Below are 18066 nucleotides of genomic sequence, written 5' to 3' on the forward strand. Positions count from 1 at the left end.
CGTGGGGAAGGTGCGGGGGTCTGGGGTGGCGGCGCGGACGCACCATACCCACCGCCATGTGCATGAGCCAGGGATGCTTGGATAACGGGAAGGGAACACGGGGGGCACCGTGGGTGACGGGTAATGACCTTCTCCACGAAATCCCAAGAGAAGTAAAAATGAGGAACCCAGCAGCGCTTTCGCTCATCATTCGAACGGAAGCAGACCATCCCCAGACGGGGCAGCAACAGCCGGAGAGCCACCGCACATGTCGTACGAACCCGACGGCCAGGACCAGCCGCCGTACCGGCCGCACGGGCAGCAGCCCGGCCGGCAGCAAGGCCGACAGCAGGGCCCGCCGCAGTACGCGCCCCAGGGCGGCCGGCCCCAGCAGCCGTACGGCCGCGCCCCGCAGGGGGCCGGCCCCCACGGCGGCCCGCCGCAGGGCCGTCCGCAGCCGCCCCGGCCCCCGCAGGGCCAGGACCAGTACCGCCCCGGCGGCTTCGACGAGCCCACGCAGGCCCAGCCCCGCTACGAGCGCCCCGACTACGAGCCGCCCCGCTTCGACCAGCAGCGCCCCGGCCAGGGGTACCAGCCGGGCCCGGGCCAGCCCCCGTACGAGCAGCAGCAGTACGGCTACTCCGAGCCGCCCTACGGCGAGGAGCCCCGCCGCAAGTCCAAGGTGAAGCGCTGGATCATCGCGGGCGTCACCGTCCTGGCCCTCGGCGGCATCGCGGCGGGCACGATGGCCTACTTCGAGATACCCCCCTTCACCGACAAGGGCAAGGACGTCTCCTTCGGCGGGCCCGCCGCCGGCGACAAGAACGGCGCGGCCAAGCCGGCGCCGAACTCGAAGATGTCGATGCCCACCGGCCCGAAGACCGAGTTCAAGAACACCTCGACGCTGAGCGACGGCACGCAGATCGGCGTCGCCACCGTCACCGGCAAGAAGTCCGGCTTCACGGGCAAGGTCTGGGTGTGGGCGCCCAAGGAGTACAGCGACCCCAAGTTCGCCAAGAGCGGCTTCCCGGTCATGATCGCCCTGCCGGGCGGCCCCGGCTTCCCCGGCAACTACTGGATGGGCACCGACCTGGGCCTCCAGACGAGCATCAGCAAGTGGTACCACGAGGGCAAGGGCAAGCCCTTCATCCTCGCCATGCCGGTGCTGAACCCGGCGCCGGACGACGGGGGCGTCTACTGGGACGGCTCCGACATCCCCGGCCAGCCCAAGATGGGCACCTGGCTGACCGAGGACGTCCCGGACCTGATGCGGGAGAACTTCCGCACCGTCAAGTCCCGTGACGGCTGGGCCTTCATGGGCTCCTCCACCGGCGGCTTCGCCGGCCTGAAGGCCGTGCTGAAGCACCCGGACAAGTTCAAGGCCGTGATCGCCTCCGGCCCCGACATCGTCCCGGACTCCTCCCTGTGGAAGGGCCACGACAAGGAGAAGGCCGAGAACAACCCGGAGCTCCTCGCCAAGCAGCTCATCGACAAGAAGGGCCCGGACGTCTACCTGGCCTTCCAGGTCGGCGACAACGAGAGCAACAAGAAGACGCTCCCGGACGTGCAGAAGTTCGTCCAGACGTACACCAAGGGCCCGATCCACACCAGCCTGAGGGTGATCCCCGGCGGCCAGCACAACGCCAAGACCTACGTCCCCAACATGGGCCTGGGACCGATGGAGTTCATCAGCAAGGTCATGGAAGGACCAGTGGAGTAACGGCCTCCGCGCCCCGTCCTGCCTCCGGCTCCGGCCCGTCGAAGAACTTCGGCGGGCCGTCGCCGTCCCAGGGCGCCCAGCCGGGGTCCCCGGTGGCCGCGAAGCGGACCCAGGCCCCGTGCATCTCGTCGGCCAGCTCCTGCGGGGCGTCCGGTCCGGCCAGCCACGTCGACTCCGGGACCCCCAGGGTGTCGAAGACGAACCCCAGCTCCAGGGCGTGGCAGGCGCCCAGGCCCGGTACGCCGCTGGGCCAGCGGAACTCGTAGAGGTGGCTCGGAGCCGGGCGCGGCGCCCCGGCGAGCCTGCGCAGGGGGTCGCGCAGCAGCCGGTCGGTGACCAGGTGCCCCGCGAGGTCGGCCGGGGTGGCCCCGGGCAGCGCGGCGCGCAGCGCCCGTACGGCCGCCCGGTCCTTGCCGCCGCGCAGCCGGCCCAGCGCCACGGCTGCCGGACCGAGCCGGTCCAGGAGCCGCCCGCCGCCGGTCGGCGCGAGCCACAGCCGGTGTTCCTGGGCGGTCCAGCCCAGCAGCAGCGGCACCTTCGAGGCGCAGGCGGCCTCCAGCGGGTCGGCGGGCAGCGAGTCCGGGTCGGTGACCAGCCCGAAGGCGGCACCGCCCAGCACCGGGGAGGACCGCCGCAGCACCGCCGCCTGGGCGGCGAGCAGCGCGGGCAGGCCCACCCCCGCGAAGGCCCGTGCGGTGGCGGGCACCTTGAGGAGCGAGGCCATCCGCCGCACCATGGTCCGCACCCCGTCGCGCGGCAGCGCCTCGGGGGCGCCGCTCTGCAGGGCCGCCCGGGCGAAGAGGCCCTCGGCGGCCGGCGCGCCGAGCAGGGCGCCGACGCTGATGGCGCCGGCGGACTCCCCGAAGACGGTGACCCGGGCGGGGTCGCCGCCGAAGGCCGCGATGTTGTCCCGCACCCAGGCGAGGGCGGCGATCTGGTCGAGCAGGCCCCGGTTGGCGGGCGCGTCGGGGAAGAGCCCGTAACCGAGGACGCCGAGCCGGAAGTTGACCGAGACCAGCACGATCCCGTCGCGGGCGAACGCCGAGCCGTCGTAGACGGGGACGGCCGAGGAGCCCCGGGTGTGGGCGCCGCCGTGCAGCCACACCATGACGGGCAGGCCGGCCCCGGGAGCCGGGTACGGGGTCCAGACGTTCAGGTTCAGGCAGTTCGCGCCGGGGACCTTCGGATCGGGCAGCAGAGCGGCGAAGGCCGGCGGGTAGGGCACCTTGGGCGCGGTGGGCCCGAACGCCCCGGCGTCGCGTACGCCGTCCCACGCGGCCGGGGGCCGCGGGGCGTCGAACCGGCGGGGACCGACGGGCGCGGCGGCGTACGGGATCCCCCGGAAGACGGCGATCCCGTCACCCTCCCAGCGGCCCTCCACGACGCCGTGTCCGGTACCGGCCCGGGGTCGTCCGCCGCCCGCTGCGCTCATCCGTGCTCTCCTCGCCAGGGTGTCCTCCCGGGCACCGTCGCACAGGCGTCCATGGCCTGACAAGGCACGATCGGGTCGTGCGGGCGGATCGCGCCGGGCCGGGAGTGTCGCTCGTGCGGGCGGGAAGCGGGCCGGAAGCGGCCGGGAAACGGTCACTCGGGTGCGGTCGTACTCCGGCTCTGTCCGTTTTCGTGTCACCCGGTAGCCGAACGGACCGTGACCACTCGGCTCCCACCGCGTTGTACGCCATGTCACGCGCCGCAGGAATGCGGCGCCCCACATCCCATGAGGAGATCTTGATGTCGCGTATCGCGAAGGCATTCGCCATCACCGCTGTGGCGGGCACCGCCGTGGCCGCGGGTGCGGGTCTGGCTGTCGCCGATGCCGGAGCGCACGGTGCGGCGGTCGGCTCCCCCGGTGTCGGGTCCGGCAACGTGGTCCAGGTCCCGGTCCACATCCCGGTCAACGTCTGCGGCAACACCGTCAACGTGATCGCCCTGCTGAACCCGGCCTTCGGCAACACCTGCGTCAACGCCTCCGGCGGCGGCGACAAGCACCACACCGAGGGCGGCAGCTACGGCGAGTGACCCTCTCGCCCGCCTGAGCCTGACCGGCTGAAGGGCCCCCGCCACCCGGCGGGGGCCCTTTCCGTGTCCGCGTACGGATACGGGGCCCGGCCCCCCGCGTACTCGGGGAGCCGGCGGTCACTCGTAGCGGTAGACGCCCCGGTGTCCCAGCATCTCGCGCGGGGTGACGTCCCACGGCGGCATCGGCTCGTCGAGGGAGATGACCCGGCCGCGCTGCAGGTCGCCCAGTTCCAGCGGGGCCGCCGGAAGGTAGCCGGAGCCGGGGTGCCGCTGCTGCCAGCGGTCCCAGAGCAGGTCCACGAAGGCGTGGTGCAGCCAGAAGGCGGGGTCGTTGGGGGCCGTGCCGCCGGTCATGTGGCCGCCGATCCACTGGTGGACCTTGTTGTGGTTGCGCCAGCGCTCGCTCCGGGGCGCGGCCCACCCCTCCAGCTTGTTGCGGAAGCCGCCTTCGCGGGCGGTGGAGTCCCAGGGCGCGGAGTCGTAGACGGGGTCGTCGAGCGCCCACTGGAGTTCGGCGGCGGTCGGCAGGGTGATCGGGCTGGCGGGCCGGCCCAGGTTGCGGGTGAGGAACGGGGCCTCGCTGACCCCGACGGTGACCGTCCAGTTGCCCCGCGCGTAGGCGAAGGGGCCCGTGGTCACCTGGCGGTCGCCCTCCCGGCCGGTGCCGCCGAGGAAGTCCTCGGCCCAGAGGGAGGAGACGGGACTGTTGTCGGTGGTCCAGTCCCAGTACGGGATGGAGACCTGCGGGTCGACGGCCCGCAGCCGCCGCTCGAACTCCAGCAGGTAGCGGCGGTGCCAGGGGAAGAACGACGGGGACATGTGCCCGACGCGCAGCTTCCGGTCCCGGTCGGGCACGAAGTAGGTGCCGTGGGTGCGGACGAAGTCGTCGTAGACGCCGTTGCGCTTGAGTTCCAGCAGGGCGGCCGTGAACCGCTTCTTCTGGGCGCTGGTCAGGTTCTTCTGGTTCTGCCGGGTGTACAACGCGGGGCTCCTCCCGTTCCCGTCCGTCAGCCGTGGTGCGGTGCCGCGAGGGCCAGTTGGCTGGTGCCGAGTTCGTCGACGGCCGCGCGGGCGAGTTCCAGCGGGGTCCCGTAGGACTGGAAGTGGTTGACCCCGCTGAGGTAGGTCCCGTCGGCGCGCCGCATGACGTGCAGGGGCCGGCCGTCGATGCGGACCTGCGCGGAGGCGAGGTCGACGCTGATGTGGCGGCCGCGGTACGTCTCCTCGGCGAGGGGGGCCGGGGTGAGGGTCTGGCGGGGGCCCCGGGCGCGCAGTACGGGGGCCAGGGCCGCGGCCACGCCGCCGGCCACGGCCGCGCCGAAGGCCGTACGCAGGACCGCGCGGCGGGTCAGTGGGGCGGCGGGTGCTGCGTACATACGGTCTCCCTCGCTCGGCGGGCGGTGTTCGCCTGTCCAACGAGGAGCGGCCGTGCGAGGTCACCTGTCACCCGGGGTGTCTCGGGGGGCTTCGGGTGGAGCCGGGCGGGGCGGTCCCCGCCCGGCGGGTCAGGGCGCCGGGAGTTCCGCGAAGTCGGCGACCAGGCCGCGGTGGTGGCCGGCGGTGCCGAGCGCCAGGGAGTCGGCCTTGGCGCGCTTGAGGTAGAGGTGGGCGGGGTGTTCCCAGGTCATGCCGATGCCGCCGTGGAGCTGGACGCATTCCTCGGCCGCGCGGACGGCGACCCCCGAGCAGTACGCCTGCGCGACGGCGACCGTGAGCGGGGCGTCCGGGGCGCCGGTGGCCAGGGCGTCGGCGGCGGCGCGGGCGGCCGCCCGGGCGGAGGCCACGTCCAGCCACAGCCGGGCGAGGCGGTGCTTGAGCGCCTGGAAGGAACCGACGGGGCGGTTGAACTGGTGGCGCTCCCGTACGTACGCGACGGTCTCGGTCAGGCACCACTCGGCGAGCCCGAGCTGCTCCGAGGCGAGCAGTCCGGCGCCGGACAGCAGTGCTCCGGCGACGGCTGCGCGGGCGCTGGCGGGGTCCGCGAGGCGGGTGGCGGCGGCGCCGTCGAGGGTGACGTCGGCGAGGGGCCGGGTGAGGTCCAGGGGGACCCGGGGGGTGAGGGCGGCGCGGTCGGCGGGGACGGCGTACAGCCCGGTGTCGGCCTGGACCAGCAGGACGTCGGCGGCGACCGCGTCCGCGACCGAGGTGACGGTGCCGCTGAGCACCCCGCCGCCGCCGTCGTGGACCGGCGCCGGCAGGGGCGCGCCGGGGGCCAGGGTGAGGGGGAGGGCGGGGACGCAGACCAGCCCGCCGGAGGCGGCCTCCGCGACCAGGGCGGCGGCGTCGGCGTTGTCGCAGGCGACGGCGAGCAGGATCTCCGTCGCGAGGACGCAGGACGTCAGGTACGGCACGGGGGCGACGGACCGGCCCAGTTCCTCCAGGACGACGGCGGCCTCGCGGTGGGTCGCGCCCGCCCCGCCGAGCTTCTCGGGGACGAGCAGGCCGGCGGCGCCGATCCCGGCGGCGAGGGTCCGCCACAGCTCGGGGTCGTGGGGGCGGCCGGTCTCGGCCCGGGCCAGGACGCCGGCGGGGGCGCAGCGGTCGGTGAGCAGGGCGCGTACGGCGGCGCGGAGCTCCTCCTCGGTCTGCGAGTAGAGCAGGTCGTAGGGGGCGCTGGGGGCCGCCGGGGCGGGCTGCGTCGTCATCGGGAGAGGTCCTTCCAGGCGGTGTCCTTGTCGTCGCGCGGTTCGGGGGGCAGGCCGAGGACGCGTTCGGCGACGATGTTGAGGAGGATCTCGCTGGTGCCGCCCTCGATGCTGTTGCCCTTGGCGCGCAGGTAGCGGTAGCCGGCGTCGCGGCCGGTGAAGTCGACGGTCTCGGGGCGGCTCATGGTCCAGTCGCCGTACAGGAGGCCCTCCTCGCCGAGGAGTTCCAGCTCCAGTCCGCTGATCTCCTGGTTGAGGCGGGCGAAGGTGAGCTTCATGCCGCTGCCCTCGGGGCCGGGCCGGCCGGCGGCGAGCTGCTGGCGCAGCCGTTCGCCGGTGAGGCGGGCCACCTCGGACTCGACCCACAGTTCGAGCAGCCGCTGGTGCAGGGCGTGGGTGCGCAGCTCGGGGCGTTCGCGCCAGGCGGCGGCGACGGGGGCGATCATGCCGCCCTCGCGCGGGATCCGCATGCCGCCGATGGAGACGCGTTCGTTCATCAGGGTGGTGCGGGCGACGGCCCAGCCCTGGCCGACGGCGCCGAGGCGGTGGGTGTCGGGGATGCGGACGCCGGTGAGGAACACCTCGTTGAACTCGGCCTCGCCGGTGATCTGGCGCAGCGGGCGGACCTCGACGCCGGGGGCGTGCATGTCGCACAGAAAGTAGGTGATGCCCTGGTGCTTGGGGAGGTCCGGGTCGGTGCGGGCGAGGAGGATGGCCCAGCGGGCGGTGTGGGCGCTGGAGGTCCACACCTTCTGGCCGTCGACCACCCATTCCCCGGCCTCCTCGTCGAGGACGGCGCGGGTGCCGAGGGCGGCGAGGTCGGAGCCGGCTCCGGGTTCGCTGAAGAGCTGGCACCAGACCTCCTCCCCCAGCCAGAGGGGGCGCAGGAAGCGGGCCTTCTGCTCCTCGGTGCCGTGGGCGAGGATGGTGGGCGCGGCCATGCCGAGGCCGATGCCGATCCGGCGGGGGTCGTTGTCGGGGGCTCCGGCGGCCTCCAGTTCGGCGTCCACGGCGGTCTGGAGGGTGCGGGGCGCGCCCAGCCCGCCGAGGCCCTCGGGGTAGTGGACCCAGGCGAGGCCGGCGTCGAAGCGGGCGCGGAGGAAGTCCGCGGGGGCGGTGGCGGCGGGCGGGTGCGCGGCGAGGAGGGCGCGGGTGCGGGCGCGGAGGTCTTCGGCGTCGGCGGTCATCGGGCGGCTCCGCGGTCCCGGGACGGTACGACGACCAGCCGGCCGGTGGTGGTGCCGTCGGCGACGCGCTGGACGGCGTCGGCGGCCCGGTCGAGCGGGACGCGTTCGCTGACCAGGGGTTTGATCGCGCCGTCGGTGGCGAGGCGGGTGAGTTCGGTGTGGCAGGCGAGGATCGCGCCGGGGTCCTTCGCCGCGTACAGCCCCCAGTGCAGGCCGAGGACGGAGTAGTTCTTGATCAGGGCGTGGTTGAGGGCGGGGGCCGGGACGGTGCCGCCGGCGAAGCCGACGACGACGATGCGGCCCTCGAAGGCCGCGCACTTGGCGGAGGCGGTGTAGGCGTCGCCGCCGACGGGGTCGTAGGCGACGTCGGCGCCGTGTCCGCCGGTGAACTCCTTGACGCGGGCGACGACGTCCTCGGTGGTGCGGTCGATGACGAGGTCGCAGCCGAGTTCCTCGGCGGTGCGGGCCTTGGCCTTGCCGCCGACGACGCCGATGACGGTGGCTCCGGCGGCCTTGCCGAGCTGGACGGCGGCGCTGCCGACGCCGCCGGCGGCGGCGTGCACGAGCAGGGTCTCGCCGCGCTGGAGGCGGGCCCTGCGGTGGAGGCCGAACCACCCGGTCTGGTAGCCGATGTGCAGGGCGGCGGCCTCGGCGTCGTCCAGGGCGTCGGGGGCGGGCAGCAGGGCGCGGGCGGGGGCGGTGACGTACTCGGCGAGGCCGCCGTGGGGCAGGCTCGGGTTGGCGATGACGCGGCGGCCGTCCTCGGTCAGGCCGCAGACCTCGACGCCCGGGGTGAAGGGCAGGGGCGGGCGGATCTGGTACTGGCCGCGGACGAGGAGCGCGTCGGGGAAGTTGACGTTCGCCGCGAGGACGCGGAGTTTCATTTCGCCCTCGCCGGGCACGGGTTCGGGCACCTCTTCGAGGCGCATGGCCTCGCGGGGTTCGCCGGTCGTGTGTACTCGCCATGCCTGCATCCGGGGCCTCCAGCCGCCGTCGAGGGACCACGCTCGGCGGCATACTAAGCGGTCGCTTGCCCCCTTGGGAACCCTCGTCCCCGCCATCCCCTGCGGGCGCATCCCGGCCCCGCGGCGGGCCCGCCCGCCCGTTCCGGAAATCGGACGGACGAACCACGGGTGAACACCCGTATCCGTAGATAACATCAACGGGCCGCTCGCACAGGGCATATGACGCACCAGGGGATTCCGCGCGCCCGGAGCCGACCGCTCCGGGCGCGCCTCTGCGCACGCCCACACCACAGGGGGAACCGAACGATGAACAGCACACGCACCCGCACGCGCCGGACCGGCGCGGCGGCCACCGCCGCCCTCGTCCTGGCCGGGATCGTCACCGCCGCCGGACCGGCCGCGGCCGCACCGTCCTGCACACCCCGGATCCAGGTCCTCGGCTCCATCGGCACCGGCGGGTACAACGTGGGCAACGAGCAGACCGAAGGGGTCCTCGGCCTCGGCACGGGCACCCTGTCCGTCGGCGTCTCCGGCGGCAAGCCCGTCTACTGGACCGGCACCCGGCTCCACCAGGTCCCGCTGCCCGACGCCCTTCCGGGCGCGGTGCTCGCCGTGAACAAGAGCGGCCTGATGGTCGGCGCCACCCACGGCGCCGACGGCTACCTCTTCACCTACCGGGCGGGCGATGCCACGGCCAGGCGGCTCCCGGGCAGCGACTGGCTGTCCGACGACGCCGACGTCAACGACGCCGGCTACGTCGTCTCGCGCACCCGTCCGGGCGCGGGCGCCGTGTGGAAGGACGGCCTGAAGGTACGCGACCTGGCCGTGCCCGCCGACGCGGCGCCCGGCACCCGGATCGAGCTGGTCTCCGGCATCAACAACAAGGGCGACGTCATCGGCATGGCGCGCGAGGACTACGAGGTCCCGGAGACCGGCCAGCACCTGGAGGGCAGCTACCCCGTCCTCTGGCCCGGCGACGGCGGACCGGCCAGGGCCCTGTCCCGCACCTCCAACGACAGCTGGGTGCAGGACATCGACGAGAGCGGCCGCGTCGTCGGCTACGACTGGTACGGCATGGGCTACCAGTTCCGGCCGGTGACCTGGACCCCGCCCTACACCGGGCCCGTCGGCGCCCCCGGCGCGCTGAAGACCCACCCCTACGGCACCTTCGAGGCCGTCAGCCCGACGACCGGCGTGTCCGTCGGCACCGCCAAGTTCCACCCGGACATCCAGACCCTGCCCGACCAGGCGCAACTGTGGACGGGCACCGGGCCCGTGCTCGCCCTGCCGCGGCTCGCCGCGAACCAGGCCAGCGCCGCCTCGTCGGCCGCCGACGACGGCCGGGTCGGCGGCGCGGCCGTCAACGCGGGCGGCACGCTGAAGCCGGTGATCTGGACCTGCGCGACGAAGCAGGCGTACCTGCCGAAGTAGCGGCCTGCGTCACGGGCATGGCGGTCTGCGCCCCGGCGCGCTATCGATGCCCCCATGACGGACGAGATCCAGCGCGGCCTGCCCGCGCCGCCTCCGCTGGGCGCCGCCGCCCTGCCCGCCGGCACGTACGCGGGCCAGGTGGTCCTCGTGACCGGTGGCGGCACCGGGCTGGGCAAGGCCATCGCCGCCGAGTTCGCCCGGCTCGGCGCCGACCTGCTGATCGCGGGGCGCCGTGCCGGGCAGCTGGAGGCGGCGCGCGAGGAGCTGGCGGCCGTGCCCGGGGCGGGCCGGGTGGCGGCCGCGGTCTGCGACATCCGGGACCCCGAGCGGGTGGCGGACGTCTTCGACGCCGCCGGGGCCGCGCTGGGACTGCCGGACGTGCTGGTCAACAACGCCGCGGCGAACTTCCCCAGCCCCGCCGAGGACCTGTCCCCGAACGCCTGGCGGGCGGTGGTCGACACCACCCTGACCGGGACCTGGTTCATGACCCGCGAGTTCGGCCGGCGTCACCTCGGTGCGGGCAGCCCGGGGGCGATCGTCAGCGTCGGCGCCTCGTACGCCTGGACCGGCGGGCCCGGCTTCGCCCACAGCGCCGCCGCGAAGGCCGGGGTGAAGAACCTGGTGGAGACCCTCGCCGTGGAGTGGGGCCCGTACGGCATCCGCGTCAACGGGCTGGTGCCCGGCCTGTTCCCGCACGCCGACATGCCGCAGGACATCCGGGAGGGGCTGGAGCGGGCCGCCCCGGACTCCAAGGACTCCCGGCAGCCCGCCCTGCGGGTGGGCGCCCCGCGCGAACTGGGCTGGGCCGCCACCTTCCTCGCCTCGCCCTACGCCCGTTTCGTCACCGGCCACACGCTGGTGGTCGACGGGGCGAACTGGCAGCGGCGGGCGCTGGTCCAGCCCGAGGTGGTGCCGGTGCGCGAGCAGCTGGGGCGCGGGCCGTTCCAGCCGTGAGGCGTTGTCAGTGCAGGGGTTGTCAGTGGAGGCGTTGTCAGTGGAGGCGTTGTCAGTGGCGTGCGGCACCATCGGGGCATGAAGACCGACGACTGGGAACCCTTCCTGCGCGCCTGGAGCGCCGAGCGGGAGACGGCCCTGCGCGCCGAGGCCCCCGCGGAGCCGCCCCTCGGCTGGCTGGGCTTCGACCCCGCTCCGCCGGAGCGGATAGCGGCGCTCGAAGCCAGGCTGGGGCTCGATCTGCCGGCTTCGTACCGCTCCTTCCTGGAAGTCACCGACGGCTGGCGGTGGGCCGGGGAGTTCGTGGAACTGCTCGCCCCGGCGGCGGAGGTGGGGCCGCTGCGGGAACGGACGGAGCACCTGTACGAGATGCTCAGCGAGTGGGAGCAGGAGGACCTCGCCGAGGAGGAGGACCAGGAGGACGCGGACGAGGGCGGGGACGATGACGAGGAGGACGCGGAGGCGGGGTCCGTGCCGTACGAGTCCGCGCGGTGGGGCCGGGCGGTCCAGATATCCCTGGAGGGGGACCAGACCTGGCTGATCCTCGACCCCGGCGACGTCAGCGCCGAGGGCGAGTGGGCGGCGTACCGGTTCTCCAGCTGGAGCGGATCCGGTCCGGAGCGGCACGAGTCCTTCGCCGATCTGATGTACGCGGAGTACCTGGGCTTCCGCGCCCTGCGCCGGCCCGACGGCGGGACCCCGCCGGTCACGCTCCCCTGAACCGCGGGGGCCGGCGGGCGGCCTTGGCCCCGTAGCCCTCCGCGGCGTCCTCGGAGGTGAGGGTGAGGGCCGCCGTCATGGCCACCCGGTCCAGGGCGGCGGGCAGGGCGGCGTCCGCGTAGGCGTCGATCGAGCGCTTGATGCCCTGGACGGCGAGCGGGGCGTTCGCCGCGATCTCGGCGGTCAGGGCGCGGGCCTCCGCCTCCAGTCCCGCCCGGGGGACGACCAGTTGGACCAGGCCCAGGCGCTCGGCGGTGGCCGCGTCGATCCGGCGGCCGGTCAGGGCGAGGAACTTGGCCCAGCCGGCTCCGGCCTCCCTGGCGATGCGCAGGTCGCCGCCCGCGTCCACCGCCACGCCCAGCTGGGCCTCGGGCAGGGCGAAGACCGCGTCGTCGGCGGCGATCCGGATGTCGGCCATCAGGGCCAGTTCGAAGCCGAAGCCCAGGCAGTAGCCCTGGACGGCGGCGACGACCGGCTGTGGCAGGCGCGCGAGGACCGAGAAGCGCTCGTGTACCCAGCGGATGCCCTCGTAGTAGTTCCGGGCCCGTTCGGCCGCGGAGTCACCGGTGATGGCGCCGCCGGGGGCGGTCACGTCGATGCCCGCGCAGAAGGCCCGGCCCTGTGCGCGCAGCAGGACCGCGCGCACGTCCGGGTCGAAGCGGATCCGGTCGGCGAGCAGGCCCAGCTGGCGGGTGGACTCCCAGCTCCAGCCGTTGAGCTTGTCGGGGCGGCAGAGGGTGAGGAGCGCGATGCCGTCCTCGACGTCCAGCCGGATGCGCTCCGCGCCCTCGCCCACCTGCCTGCCGAGCGTGTCGATCACCGGGTACCCCACCCCCAAGCCGACTGACGGAGCGTCAGCTTAGGGGGGTCCGGTCAGCGGGGGAAGACCTCGAACGGCACCGCCGGACGGCCGCCGAAGCGGGCGGCGGTCTGCTGGACGTTGCCGGTGAGGAAGGCGCGCACGTACTCCTCGGGGTCCTGGTCGGTCAGCGCGGAGATGTACGCCTTGTGCTCCAGCAGGGACCGGATGGCGCGCTCCAGCCCGGGGCCGGCGTCGACGGCGTGGGTGGGCGTGGTGGTGTTCGCCACCGCGACCCAGCGCACCCCGTCCCACGGCTCCAGGCCCTGCTCGGAGACGAGCTCGGGGAAGATCCACCGGTTGCCCGCGTCGGCGGCGGCGTCCAGGACGGCCCGGCCGACGGCCTTGTGGTCGGGGGTGTTCCAGTACCCGCCGCCGCCCACCCCGCCCCAGGTGTCACGGTGGTTGAGGGTGATCACCAGCTCGGGGCGGTGCCGCCGGATGGCCGCCGCGATGTCCCGGCGCAGGCCGAGTCCGTACTCGACGACGCCGTCGCGGTGGTCGAGGAACTCCACGGTGGAGACCCCGACGACCGCCGCGCTCGCCCGCTGCTCGGCCTCGCGCAGCGGGCCGCACTCGTCCGGGGCGACCCCGTCGATGCCCGCCTCGCCGCGCGTGGCCAGGAGGTAGGCGACCTCGCGGCCGCCGTCCGTCCACTCGGCGATGGCGGCGGCGCAGCCGTACTCCAGGTCGTCGGGGTGCGCGACCACCGCGAGGGCGCGCCGCCAGTCGGCGGGCATCGGCTGCAAGGGCGGCTGCTGCTCAGCTTGTTCGGTCATACGCCGCACCTTAGGCGACGTACCCCCGCCGGGCCCGCACGCACCTCTAGACCTCGTCGCGGACCAGGGACAGCAGCCGGTCCAGGACGCGGGGGCCCCCCGCGCGGAGGCCGTCGTGTTCGAACTCGTCCGTCACCCAGGTCCGCAGGCCGCGGACGGCGCGGGCCGTGGCCAGCGAGTGGGCGGTGTCCACGTACATGTCGTCGTGGTAGACCGCGGCCGCCACCGGGACCTCGTTGGCGGCGAGCCGGGCCGGGTCGTAGAGGGGCTCCCAGCCGGTGCGGGACGCCAGCACGTCGGCCGTCTCGCGGAGGGGGGCGAGGGCCGGGTCACTGGTGAAGTGCCAGGGGTGGATGCTCTCGCCGGTGAAGAGCACGGGGCCGTCGCCCGCGAGGGCCTTCGCGGCGTCGAAGCGGGGGTGCGCGGCGCGGACCCGCTCGGCGGCCCAGTCGGTGGGGGCCGCCGGGTCCTGGGCGTAGATCGCCTCGTGGAGCAGGGCGTAGAGGGGGTGGCCCGCGAAGGAGAGGTGGGCGTGGACGGCGTGCAGGAAGGCGTCCGAGAGGGCGGGGCCCGCCGGGGTGGTGACGAAGGCGTCCTCCAGGAGGTAGTGCAGCTGGTGGCTGCCGTCGCCGGCGCCGAGCATCAGGCCCAGGGACTGGAAGGCCTCGGTGGTGAGCCGGTAGCCGCCGGGGAGTTCGGCGGGGCGCTCGGCGAGGTGGGCGGCGATGCGGCGGGCGCGCTCGACGTCCATCGGGTAGCGGGCGTAGTGGGCGAGGTTCTTGCGCTCGACGCGCGGGTACGCGGCCTCGTACACCTCGGCGGCGGTGGCGTGGAGGGAGGGCAGCCCGCCGGTGATCAGGGCGGCGGCCAGGCCCTCGGGCGCGGTGGAGAGGTAGTGGGTGGCGCAGAACCCGCCGAAGCTCTGGCCGAGCACGGTCCACGGCGCGCCGCCGGTCAGGGCGGGGCGGATGGCCTCGGCATCGCGCACGATGGAGTCGGCGCGGAAGTGCGTGAGGTGGGCAGCCTGCTGGTCGGGCGTGCCGCGCGCGGGCAGGGTCTGCCGGTTGAGGGGGGTGGAGCGGCCGGTGCCGCGCTGGTCCAGGAGGAGCACCCGGTGGTCGGCGAGGGCCCGCTCCAGCCAGGCCTGGCGTCCGGTGAACCGCCGCGCCCCGAAGCCGGGTCCGCCCTCCAGGTACAGCAGCCAGGGCAGCCGCTCGGGGTCCTTGTCGTGGGCGACGACCTCGCGGGCGTACAGCTCGATCCGTTCGCCGCCGGGGCGGTCGTGGTCGAGCGGCACGGTGAAGTGGTGGTCGGTCAGGACGACACCGGGCTGGCGGTAGCTGCGCGGGAGGGTCACGGACGGCCCCTGGGGTGTGGGTGCGGATCCCCCTCCCCGCGCCTTCGCCGGATCGCGGCGGGGCCCGTGGCCGGGGCTGACGTCCCGGCCGAGTTTATGCCCCGTGCCCCGGGGCCCCTGGCCGGGCCCCGGGGCGGCGGGTCAGAAGACCACCACGGAGCGGAGCACCTCGCCGCGCTCCATGCGGGCGAAGGCGTCCTCCACCCCGTCGAGCGGGATGGTCTCGGAGACGAACGCGTCGAGGTCGAGCCGGCCCTGGAGGTACAGGTCGACCAGCAGCGGGAAGTCGCGCTCGGGCAGGCAGTCGCCGTACCAGGAGGACTTGAGGGCGCCGCCGCGCCCGAAGACGTCCAGGAGCGGGAGTTCGAGCCGCATCTCGGGTGTCGGTACGCCGACCAGGACCACGGTGCCGGCCAGGTCGCGGGCGTAGAAGGCCTGCCGGTAGGTCTCCGGGCGGCCGACGGCCTCGATGACCACGTCCGCGCCGTTCCCGCCGGTCAGCTCCTGGATCGCCTTGACCACGTCCTCGGTGCGCCCGTTGACGGTATGGGTGGCGCCGAGGCCGCGCGCCCACTCCAGCTTCCGCTCGTCCAGGTCCACGGCGATGATCCGCGAGGCGCCGGCCAGCCGCGCGCCGGCGACGGCCGCGTTGCCCACTCCCCCGCAGCCGATGACGGCGACCGAGTCGCCCCGCCCGACGTTGCCGGTGTTCAGGGCGGCGCCCAGGCCCGCCATCACGCCGCAGCCGAGCAGTCCGGCGGCGGCCGGCGATGCGGCGGGGTCCACCTTGGTGCACTGACCGGCGGCGACGAGGGTCTTCTCGGCGAAGGCCCCGATGCCCAGGGCCGGGGAGAGCGGGGTGCCGTCCTCCAGCGTCATGGGCTGGGTGGCGTTGTGGGTGTTGAAGCAGTACCAGGGCCGGCCGCGCTTGCAGGCCCGGCAGGCGCCGCACACCGCACGCCAGTTGAGGACCACGAAGTCGCCGGGGGCGACGGAGGTGACGTCGGGGCCGACGGACTCGACGACGCCCGCGGCCTCGTGGCCGAGGAGGAAGGGGAACTCGTCGTTGATGCCGCCCTCGCGGTAGTGCAGGTCGGTGTGACAGACCCCGCAGGCCTGGATCTTTACGAGGGCTTCGCCGGGCCCCGGGTCGGGCACGAGGATCGTGGTCGTCTCCACCGGTGCGCCCTTGCTCCGCGCGATGACCCCTCGTACGCGATGTGTCACGTCGTACCCCGTTCTGTTCGGATCGGTCCGATCGGCCGGATCGGTCTGGATCATCGAACGTACACGGGCGCGGCTGTCCAAGGGAGTTGTGCGGGCCTTCGCGTCACCCCCCGCTTCCGGTTCCGGCCAGATCCGGCGGTACGCAGGCGCGCAGCGCGGCGGTGAAGGCGGCGACGGCGGGGTGGGCGGCCGCGCCGCTGCGGAAGGCGACCTTGGTGCGGCGTTCCATGTGCAGCCGGGTGAGGGTGATGGCGGGGTCCGCGGATCCGGTCATTCCGAGCTGGGGGACGACGGCCACCCCCTGCCCGGCCGCGACCAGCGCGAGGACGGTGTCGAACTCGTCGACCTCGTGCCGGATCCGGGGGGTGAACCCGGCCGCCTGGCAGGCCCGTACGGTCATGGCGTGGCAGAGGGTCCCGGGGGTGGCGGTGATCCACGGCTCGTCCTGGTGGGTGCGCAGGACCGCGCCCTGGTCGGAGCCGCCGTCCGGCGCCGGGGCGGCCCGGGTGGCCGCGGGGGGCGGGGCCGCGGGGGCCGCCAGGTACATCGCCTCCCCGTACAGCGGGCGGGTGCCCAGTCCCGGCTCCGGCGGCGCGGGGACGAAGTCGTACTCGTGCACCAGGGCCACGTCCAGGTCCCCGGCCCGCAGCGCGTGCGCGACGGCGGCCGGGTCGGTCTCGCGGATCCTCGGCTCCAGCCCCGGGTGGCGCCGGGCCAGGTGGACCAGGGCGGCCGGGACGATGGCGCGGGTGGCGGTGGGGAAGGAGCCGACGCGCAGGACTCCGGCGAGGCCGCTGCGGGCCTCCGCGAGGTCGGCGTCGGCCTGCTCCAGGCGCTCCAGGACGGCCTCGGCGTGGCGCACGAGGTTCTGGGCGGCCGGGGTGAGGCGGACGCGGCGGCCGGTTCGTTCCAGCAGGGGCAGGCCGGCCTCGCGTTCGAGGACGGCCAGCTGCTGGGAGACGGCGGAGGGGCTGAAGGCGAGGGCCTCGGCCACGGCGGCGATGGTGCCCCGGCGGGCGAGTTCCCGCAGCAGGCGCAGGCGGCGGACGTCGAGCATCGGCTCAGCTTACGGATCAGCGAAGAAATGCGAACTGGATTCGGCGCTCGGTCCGGGCGAAGCTCTTCTGCATGCGACAGGAAACGCCCCAGGGCGGGCAAACGGCCCATAGCGACCCTTTGATCCTCGACGGGATCCACGTCCCGCTCGTCACCCCGTTCACACCCGGCGGGGAGGTCGCCGCCGAGGCGCTGGAGGCCCTGGCCCACGAGGTCCTCGACGCGGGGGCCGCCGGGATCGTGGCCCTCGGCACGACGGGCGAGGCCGCCGCGCTGGACGAGGCGGAGCGGGACCTGGTGACCGGGATCTGCGCGCGGGTCTGCGGGGAGAGGGGCGTGCCGCTCACGGTGGGGGCGGGGGCGAGCGGGACCCGGGCGAGCGAGGCGTCGCTGGCGCGGCTGGCGCGGTGGCCACAGGCCCGGGCGGCGCTGGTGACGGTGCCGTCGTTCGTACGGCCCTCGGCGGCGGGGGTGCTGGCCCACTTCGCGCGGCTGGCGGAGGTGAGCCCAGTGCCGCTGATCGTCTATCACGTCCCGTACCGGACGGGGCGGCCCCTGGACGCGGACGCGCTGCGGGCGCTGGGCTCGCTGGCCGGGGTGGCGGGGGTGAAGTACGCCGCGGGCGGGATCGACGCGGAGACGGTGGCGCTGCTGGGCCGGCTGCCGGACGGGTTCTCGGTCCTGGCCGGGGACGACGCGTACGTGTCCCCGATGCTGGCGCTCGGCGCCTCGGGGGCGGTGCTCGCCTCGGCCCATCTGGCGACGGGGCGGTTCGTGGAGCTCGCGGCGGCCTGGCGGGCCGGTGACGTCGGGCGGGCCCGGGAGCTGGGGCACGGGCTGGCACGGGTGTCGGCGGCGGCCTTCGCGGAGCCCAACCCGGCGGTGGTCAAGGGCGTGCTGCACGCACAGGGCCGGATCCCCGCCCCGGACGTGCGCCTGCCCCTGCTGCCCGCGTCCGGGCGGGCCGTGGACGCCACCCTGGAGGCGCTGGCCTCCCTCCGAGGGGCCGGACCAGGCCGATGAGGAGCCGGGCCAGGCCGACGAGCGCCCGAAATGCCTGGTTGGGCACACTTCGGCACCCTCGTACCGGTCGCCCGAATCGGCAGTATCGGGCCGCCAATTGACCGTATTGCGCGAGGCGGACCCAAACCTGCCGGACCCGTGATGT

The 18066-nt window shown here is 74.7% G+C and carries 17 protein-coding genes; 6 read left to right on the forward strand and 11 right to left on the reverse strand.

What is annotated here, in order from left to right; genetic code table 11:
- Window positions 1-247 precede the first annotated feature (247 nt).
- Window positions 248-1699: an alpha/beta hydrolase gene (locus tag ABD973_RS02240; protein ID WP_345498043.1), complete on the forward strand. Its 1452-nt coding sequence runs from the start codon at window positions 248-250 to the stop codon at window positions 1697-1699.
- On the opposite strand, the gene ABD973_RS02245 is transcribed toward ABD973_RS02240, so the two are convergent.
- Window positions 1677-3131, reverse strand: a complete 1455-nt coding sequence (locus ABD973_RS02245) for a carboxylesterase/lipase family protein (protein WP_345498045.1) — start codon at window positions 3129-3131, stop codon at window positions 1677-1679. The genes ABD973_RS02240 and ABD973_RS02245 overlap by 23 nt on opposite strands.
- Window positions 3132-3430: 299 nt before the next feature.
- Here ABD973_RS02245 and ABD973_RS02250 point away from each other — a divergent pair, with 299 nt between their 5' ends.
- On the forward strand, window positions 3431-3718 hold the full coding sequence (locus ABD973_RS02250) for a chaplin (protein WP_125603764.1): 288 nt from the start codon (window positions 3431-3433) through the stop codon (window positions 3716-3718).
- Window positions 3719-3835: 117 nt separating this feature from the next.
- On the opposite strand, the gene ABD973_RS02255 is transcribed toward ABD973_RS02250, so the two are convergent.
- The 5 genes from ABD973_RS02255 to ABD973_RS02275 form a co-directional block, all read right to left on the reverse strand.
- On the reverse strand, window positions 3836-4699 hold the full coding sequence (locus ABD973_RS02255) for a tyrosinase family protein (RefSeq protein ID WP_125603765.1): 864 nt from the start codon (window positions 4697-4699) through the stop codon (window positions 3836-3838).
- A gap of 26 nt (window positions 4700-4725) precedes the next feature.
- Complete coding sequence (locus tag ABD973_RS02260; protein WP_125823460.1) at window positions 4726-5094, reverse strand: tyrosinase family oxidase copper chaperone; 369 nt, start codon at window positions 5092-5094, stop codon at window positions 4726-4728.
- Between the two features lie 129 nt (window positions 5095-5223).
- Window positions 5224-6363: an acyl-CoA dehydrogenase family protein gene (locus tag ABD973_RS02265; protein ID WP_345498051.1), complete on the reverse strand. Its 1140-nt coding sequence runs from the start codon at window positions 6361-6363 to the stop codon at window positions 5224-5226.
- Window positions 6360-7550: an acyl-CoA dehydrogenase family protein gene (locus tag ABD973_RS02270; protein WP_125823458.1), complete on the reverse strand. Its 1191-nt coding sequence runs from the start codon at window positions 7548-7550 to the stop codon at window positions 6360-6362. The genes ABD973_RS02265 and ABD973_RS02270 overlap by 4 nt, the downstream gene beginning before the upstream one ends.
- Window positions 7547-8524: an NADPH:quinone oxidoreductase family protein gene (locus ABD973_RS02275; RefSeq protein WP_345498054.1), complete on the reverse strand. Its 978-nt coding sequence runs from the start codon at window positions 8522-8524 to the stop codon at window positions 7547-7549. Before ABD973_RS02275 ends, ABD973_RS02270 begins: the two co-directional genes overlap by 4 nt.
- A gap of 297 nt (window positions 8525-8821) precedes the next feature.
- Here ABD973_RS02275 and ABD973_RS02280 point away from each other — a divergent pair, with 297 nt between their 5' ends.
- The 3 genes from ABD973_RS02280 to ABD973_RS02290 all read left to right on the forward strand — a co-directional run bounded on the left by ABD973_RS02280 (window position 8822) and on the right by ABD973_RS02290 (window position 11620).
- Window positions 8822-9946: a hypothetical protein gene (locus ABD973_RS02280; protein WP_125823456.1), complete on the forward strand. Its 1125-nt coding sequence runs from the start codon at window positions 8822-8824 to the stop codon at window positions 9944-9946.
- A 54-nt stretch (window positions 9947-10000) separates the two neighbouring features.
- On the forward strand, window positions 10001-10900 hold the full coding sequence (locus tag ABD973_RS02285) for an SDR family oxidoreductase (RefSeq protein WP_125823455.1): 900 nt from the start codon (window positions 10001-10003) through the stop codon (window positions 10898-10900).
- Window positions 10901-10978: 78 nt separating this feature from the next.
- Entirely contained in the window at window positions 10979-11620 is a 642-nt protein-coding gene (locus ABD973_RS02290) for an SMI1/KNR4 family protein (protein ID WP_125823454.1), read from the forward strand.
- Here the strand turns inward: ABD973_RS02290 and ABD973_RS02295 are convergent.
- The 5 genes from ABD973_RS02295 to ABD973_RS02315 form a co-directional block, all read right to left on the reverse strand.
- Window positions 11607-12440 carry an enoyl-CoA hydratase/isomerase family protein gene (locus ABD973_RS02295; RefSeq protein ID WP_125823453.1) on the reverse strand — a complete coding sequence of 278 codons (834 nt, stop codon included), beginning with the start codon at window positions 12438-12440 and terminating at the stop codon, window positions 11607-11609. The genes ABD973_RS02290 and ABD973_RS02295 overlap by 14 nt on opposite strands.
- Before the next feature lie 53 nt (window positions 12441-12493).
- A complete protein-coding gene (locus ABD973_RS02300) occupies window positions 12494-13258 on the reverse strand; it encodes a PIG-L deacetylase family protein (protein WP_125600323.1) in 765 nt (254 codons plus the stop codon).
- A 46-nt stretch (window positions 13259-13304) separates the two neighbouring features.
- Window positions 13305-14615 carry an alpha/beta fold hydrolase gene (locus ABD973_RS02305; RefSeq protein WP_125823452.1) on the reverse strand — a complete coding sequence of 437 codons (1311 nt, stop codon included), beginning with the start codon at window positions 14613-14615 and terminating at the stop codon, window positions 13305-13307.
- 141 nt (window positions 14616-14756) lie between these two features.
- On the reverse strand, window positions 14757-15842 hold the full coding sequence (locus ABD973_RS02310) for an S-(hydroxymethyl)mycothiol dehydrogenase (RefSeq protein ID WP_125823451.1): 1086 nt from the start codon (window positions 15840-15842) through the stop codon (window positions 14757-14759).
- 103 nt (window positions 15843-15945) lie between these two features.
- The gene (locus ABD973_RS02315) at window positions 15946-16899 is read right to left on the reverse strand and encodes a LysR substrate-binding domain-containing protein (RefSeq protein ID WP_345498060.1); all 954 of its coding nucleotides are present in this window, start codon (window positions 16897-16899) and stop codon (window positions 15946-15948) included.
- 71 nt (window positions 16900-16970) lie between these two features.
- On the opposite strand from ABD973_RS02315, the gene ABD973_RS02320 reads away from it, so the two are divergent.
- A complete protein-coding gene (locus ABD973_RS02320; protein WP_345498062.1) occupies window positions 16971-17921 on the forward strand; it encodes a dihydrodipicolinate synthase family protein in 951 nt (316 codons plus the stop codon).
- Window positions 17922-18066 lie beyond the last annotated feature (145 nt).

Origin of the sequence: Streptomyces racemochromogenes (assembly GCF_039535215.1) — a bacterium.
GTDB classification, from domain to species: domain Bacteria; phylum Actinomycetota; class Actinomycetes; order Streptomycetales; family Streptomycetaceae; genus Streptomyces; species Streptomyces racemochromogenes.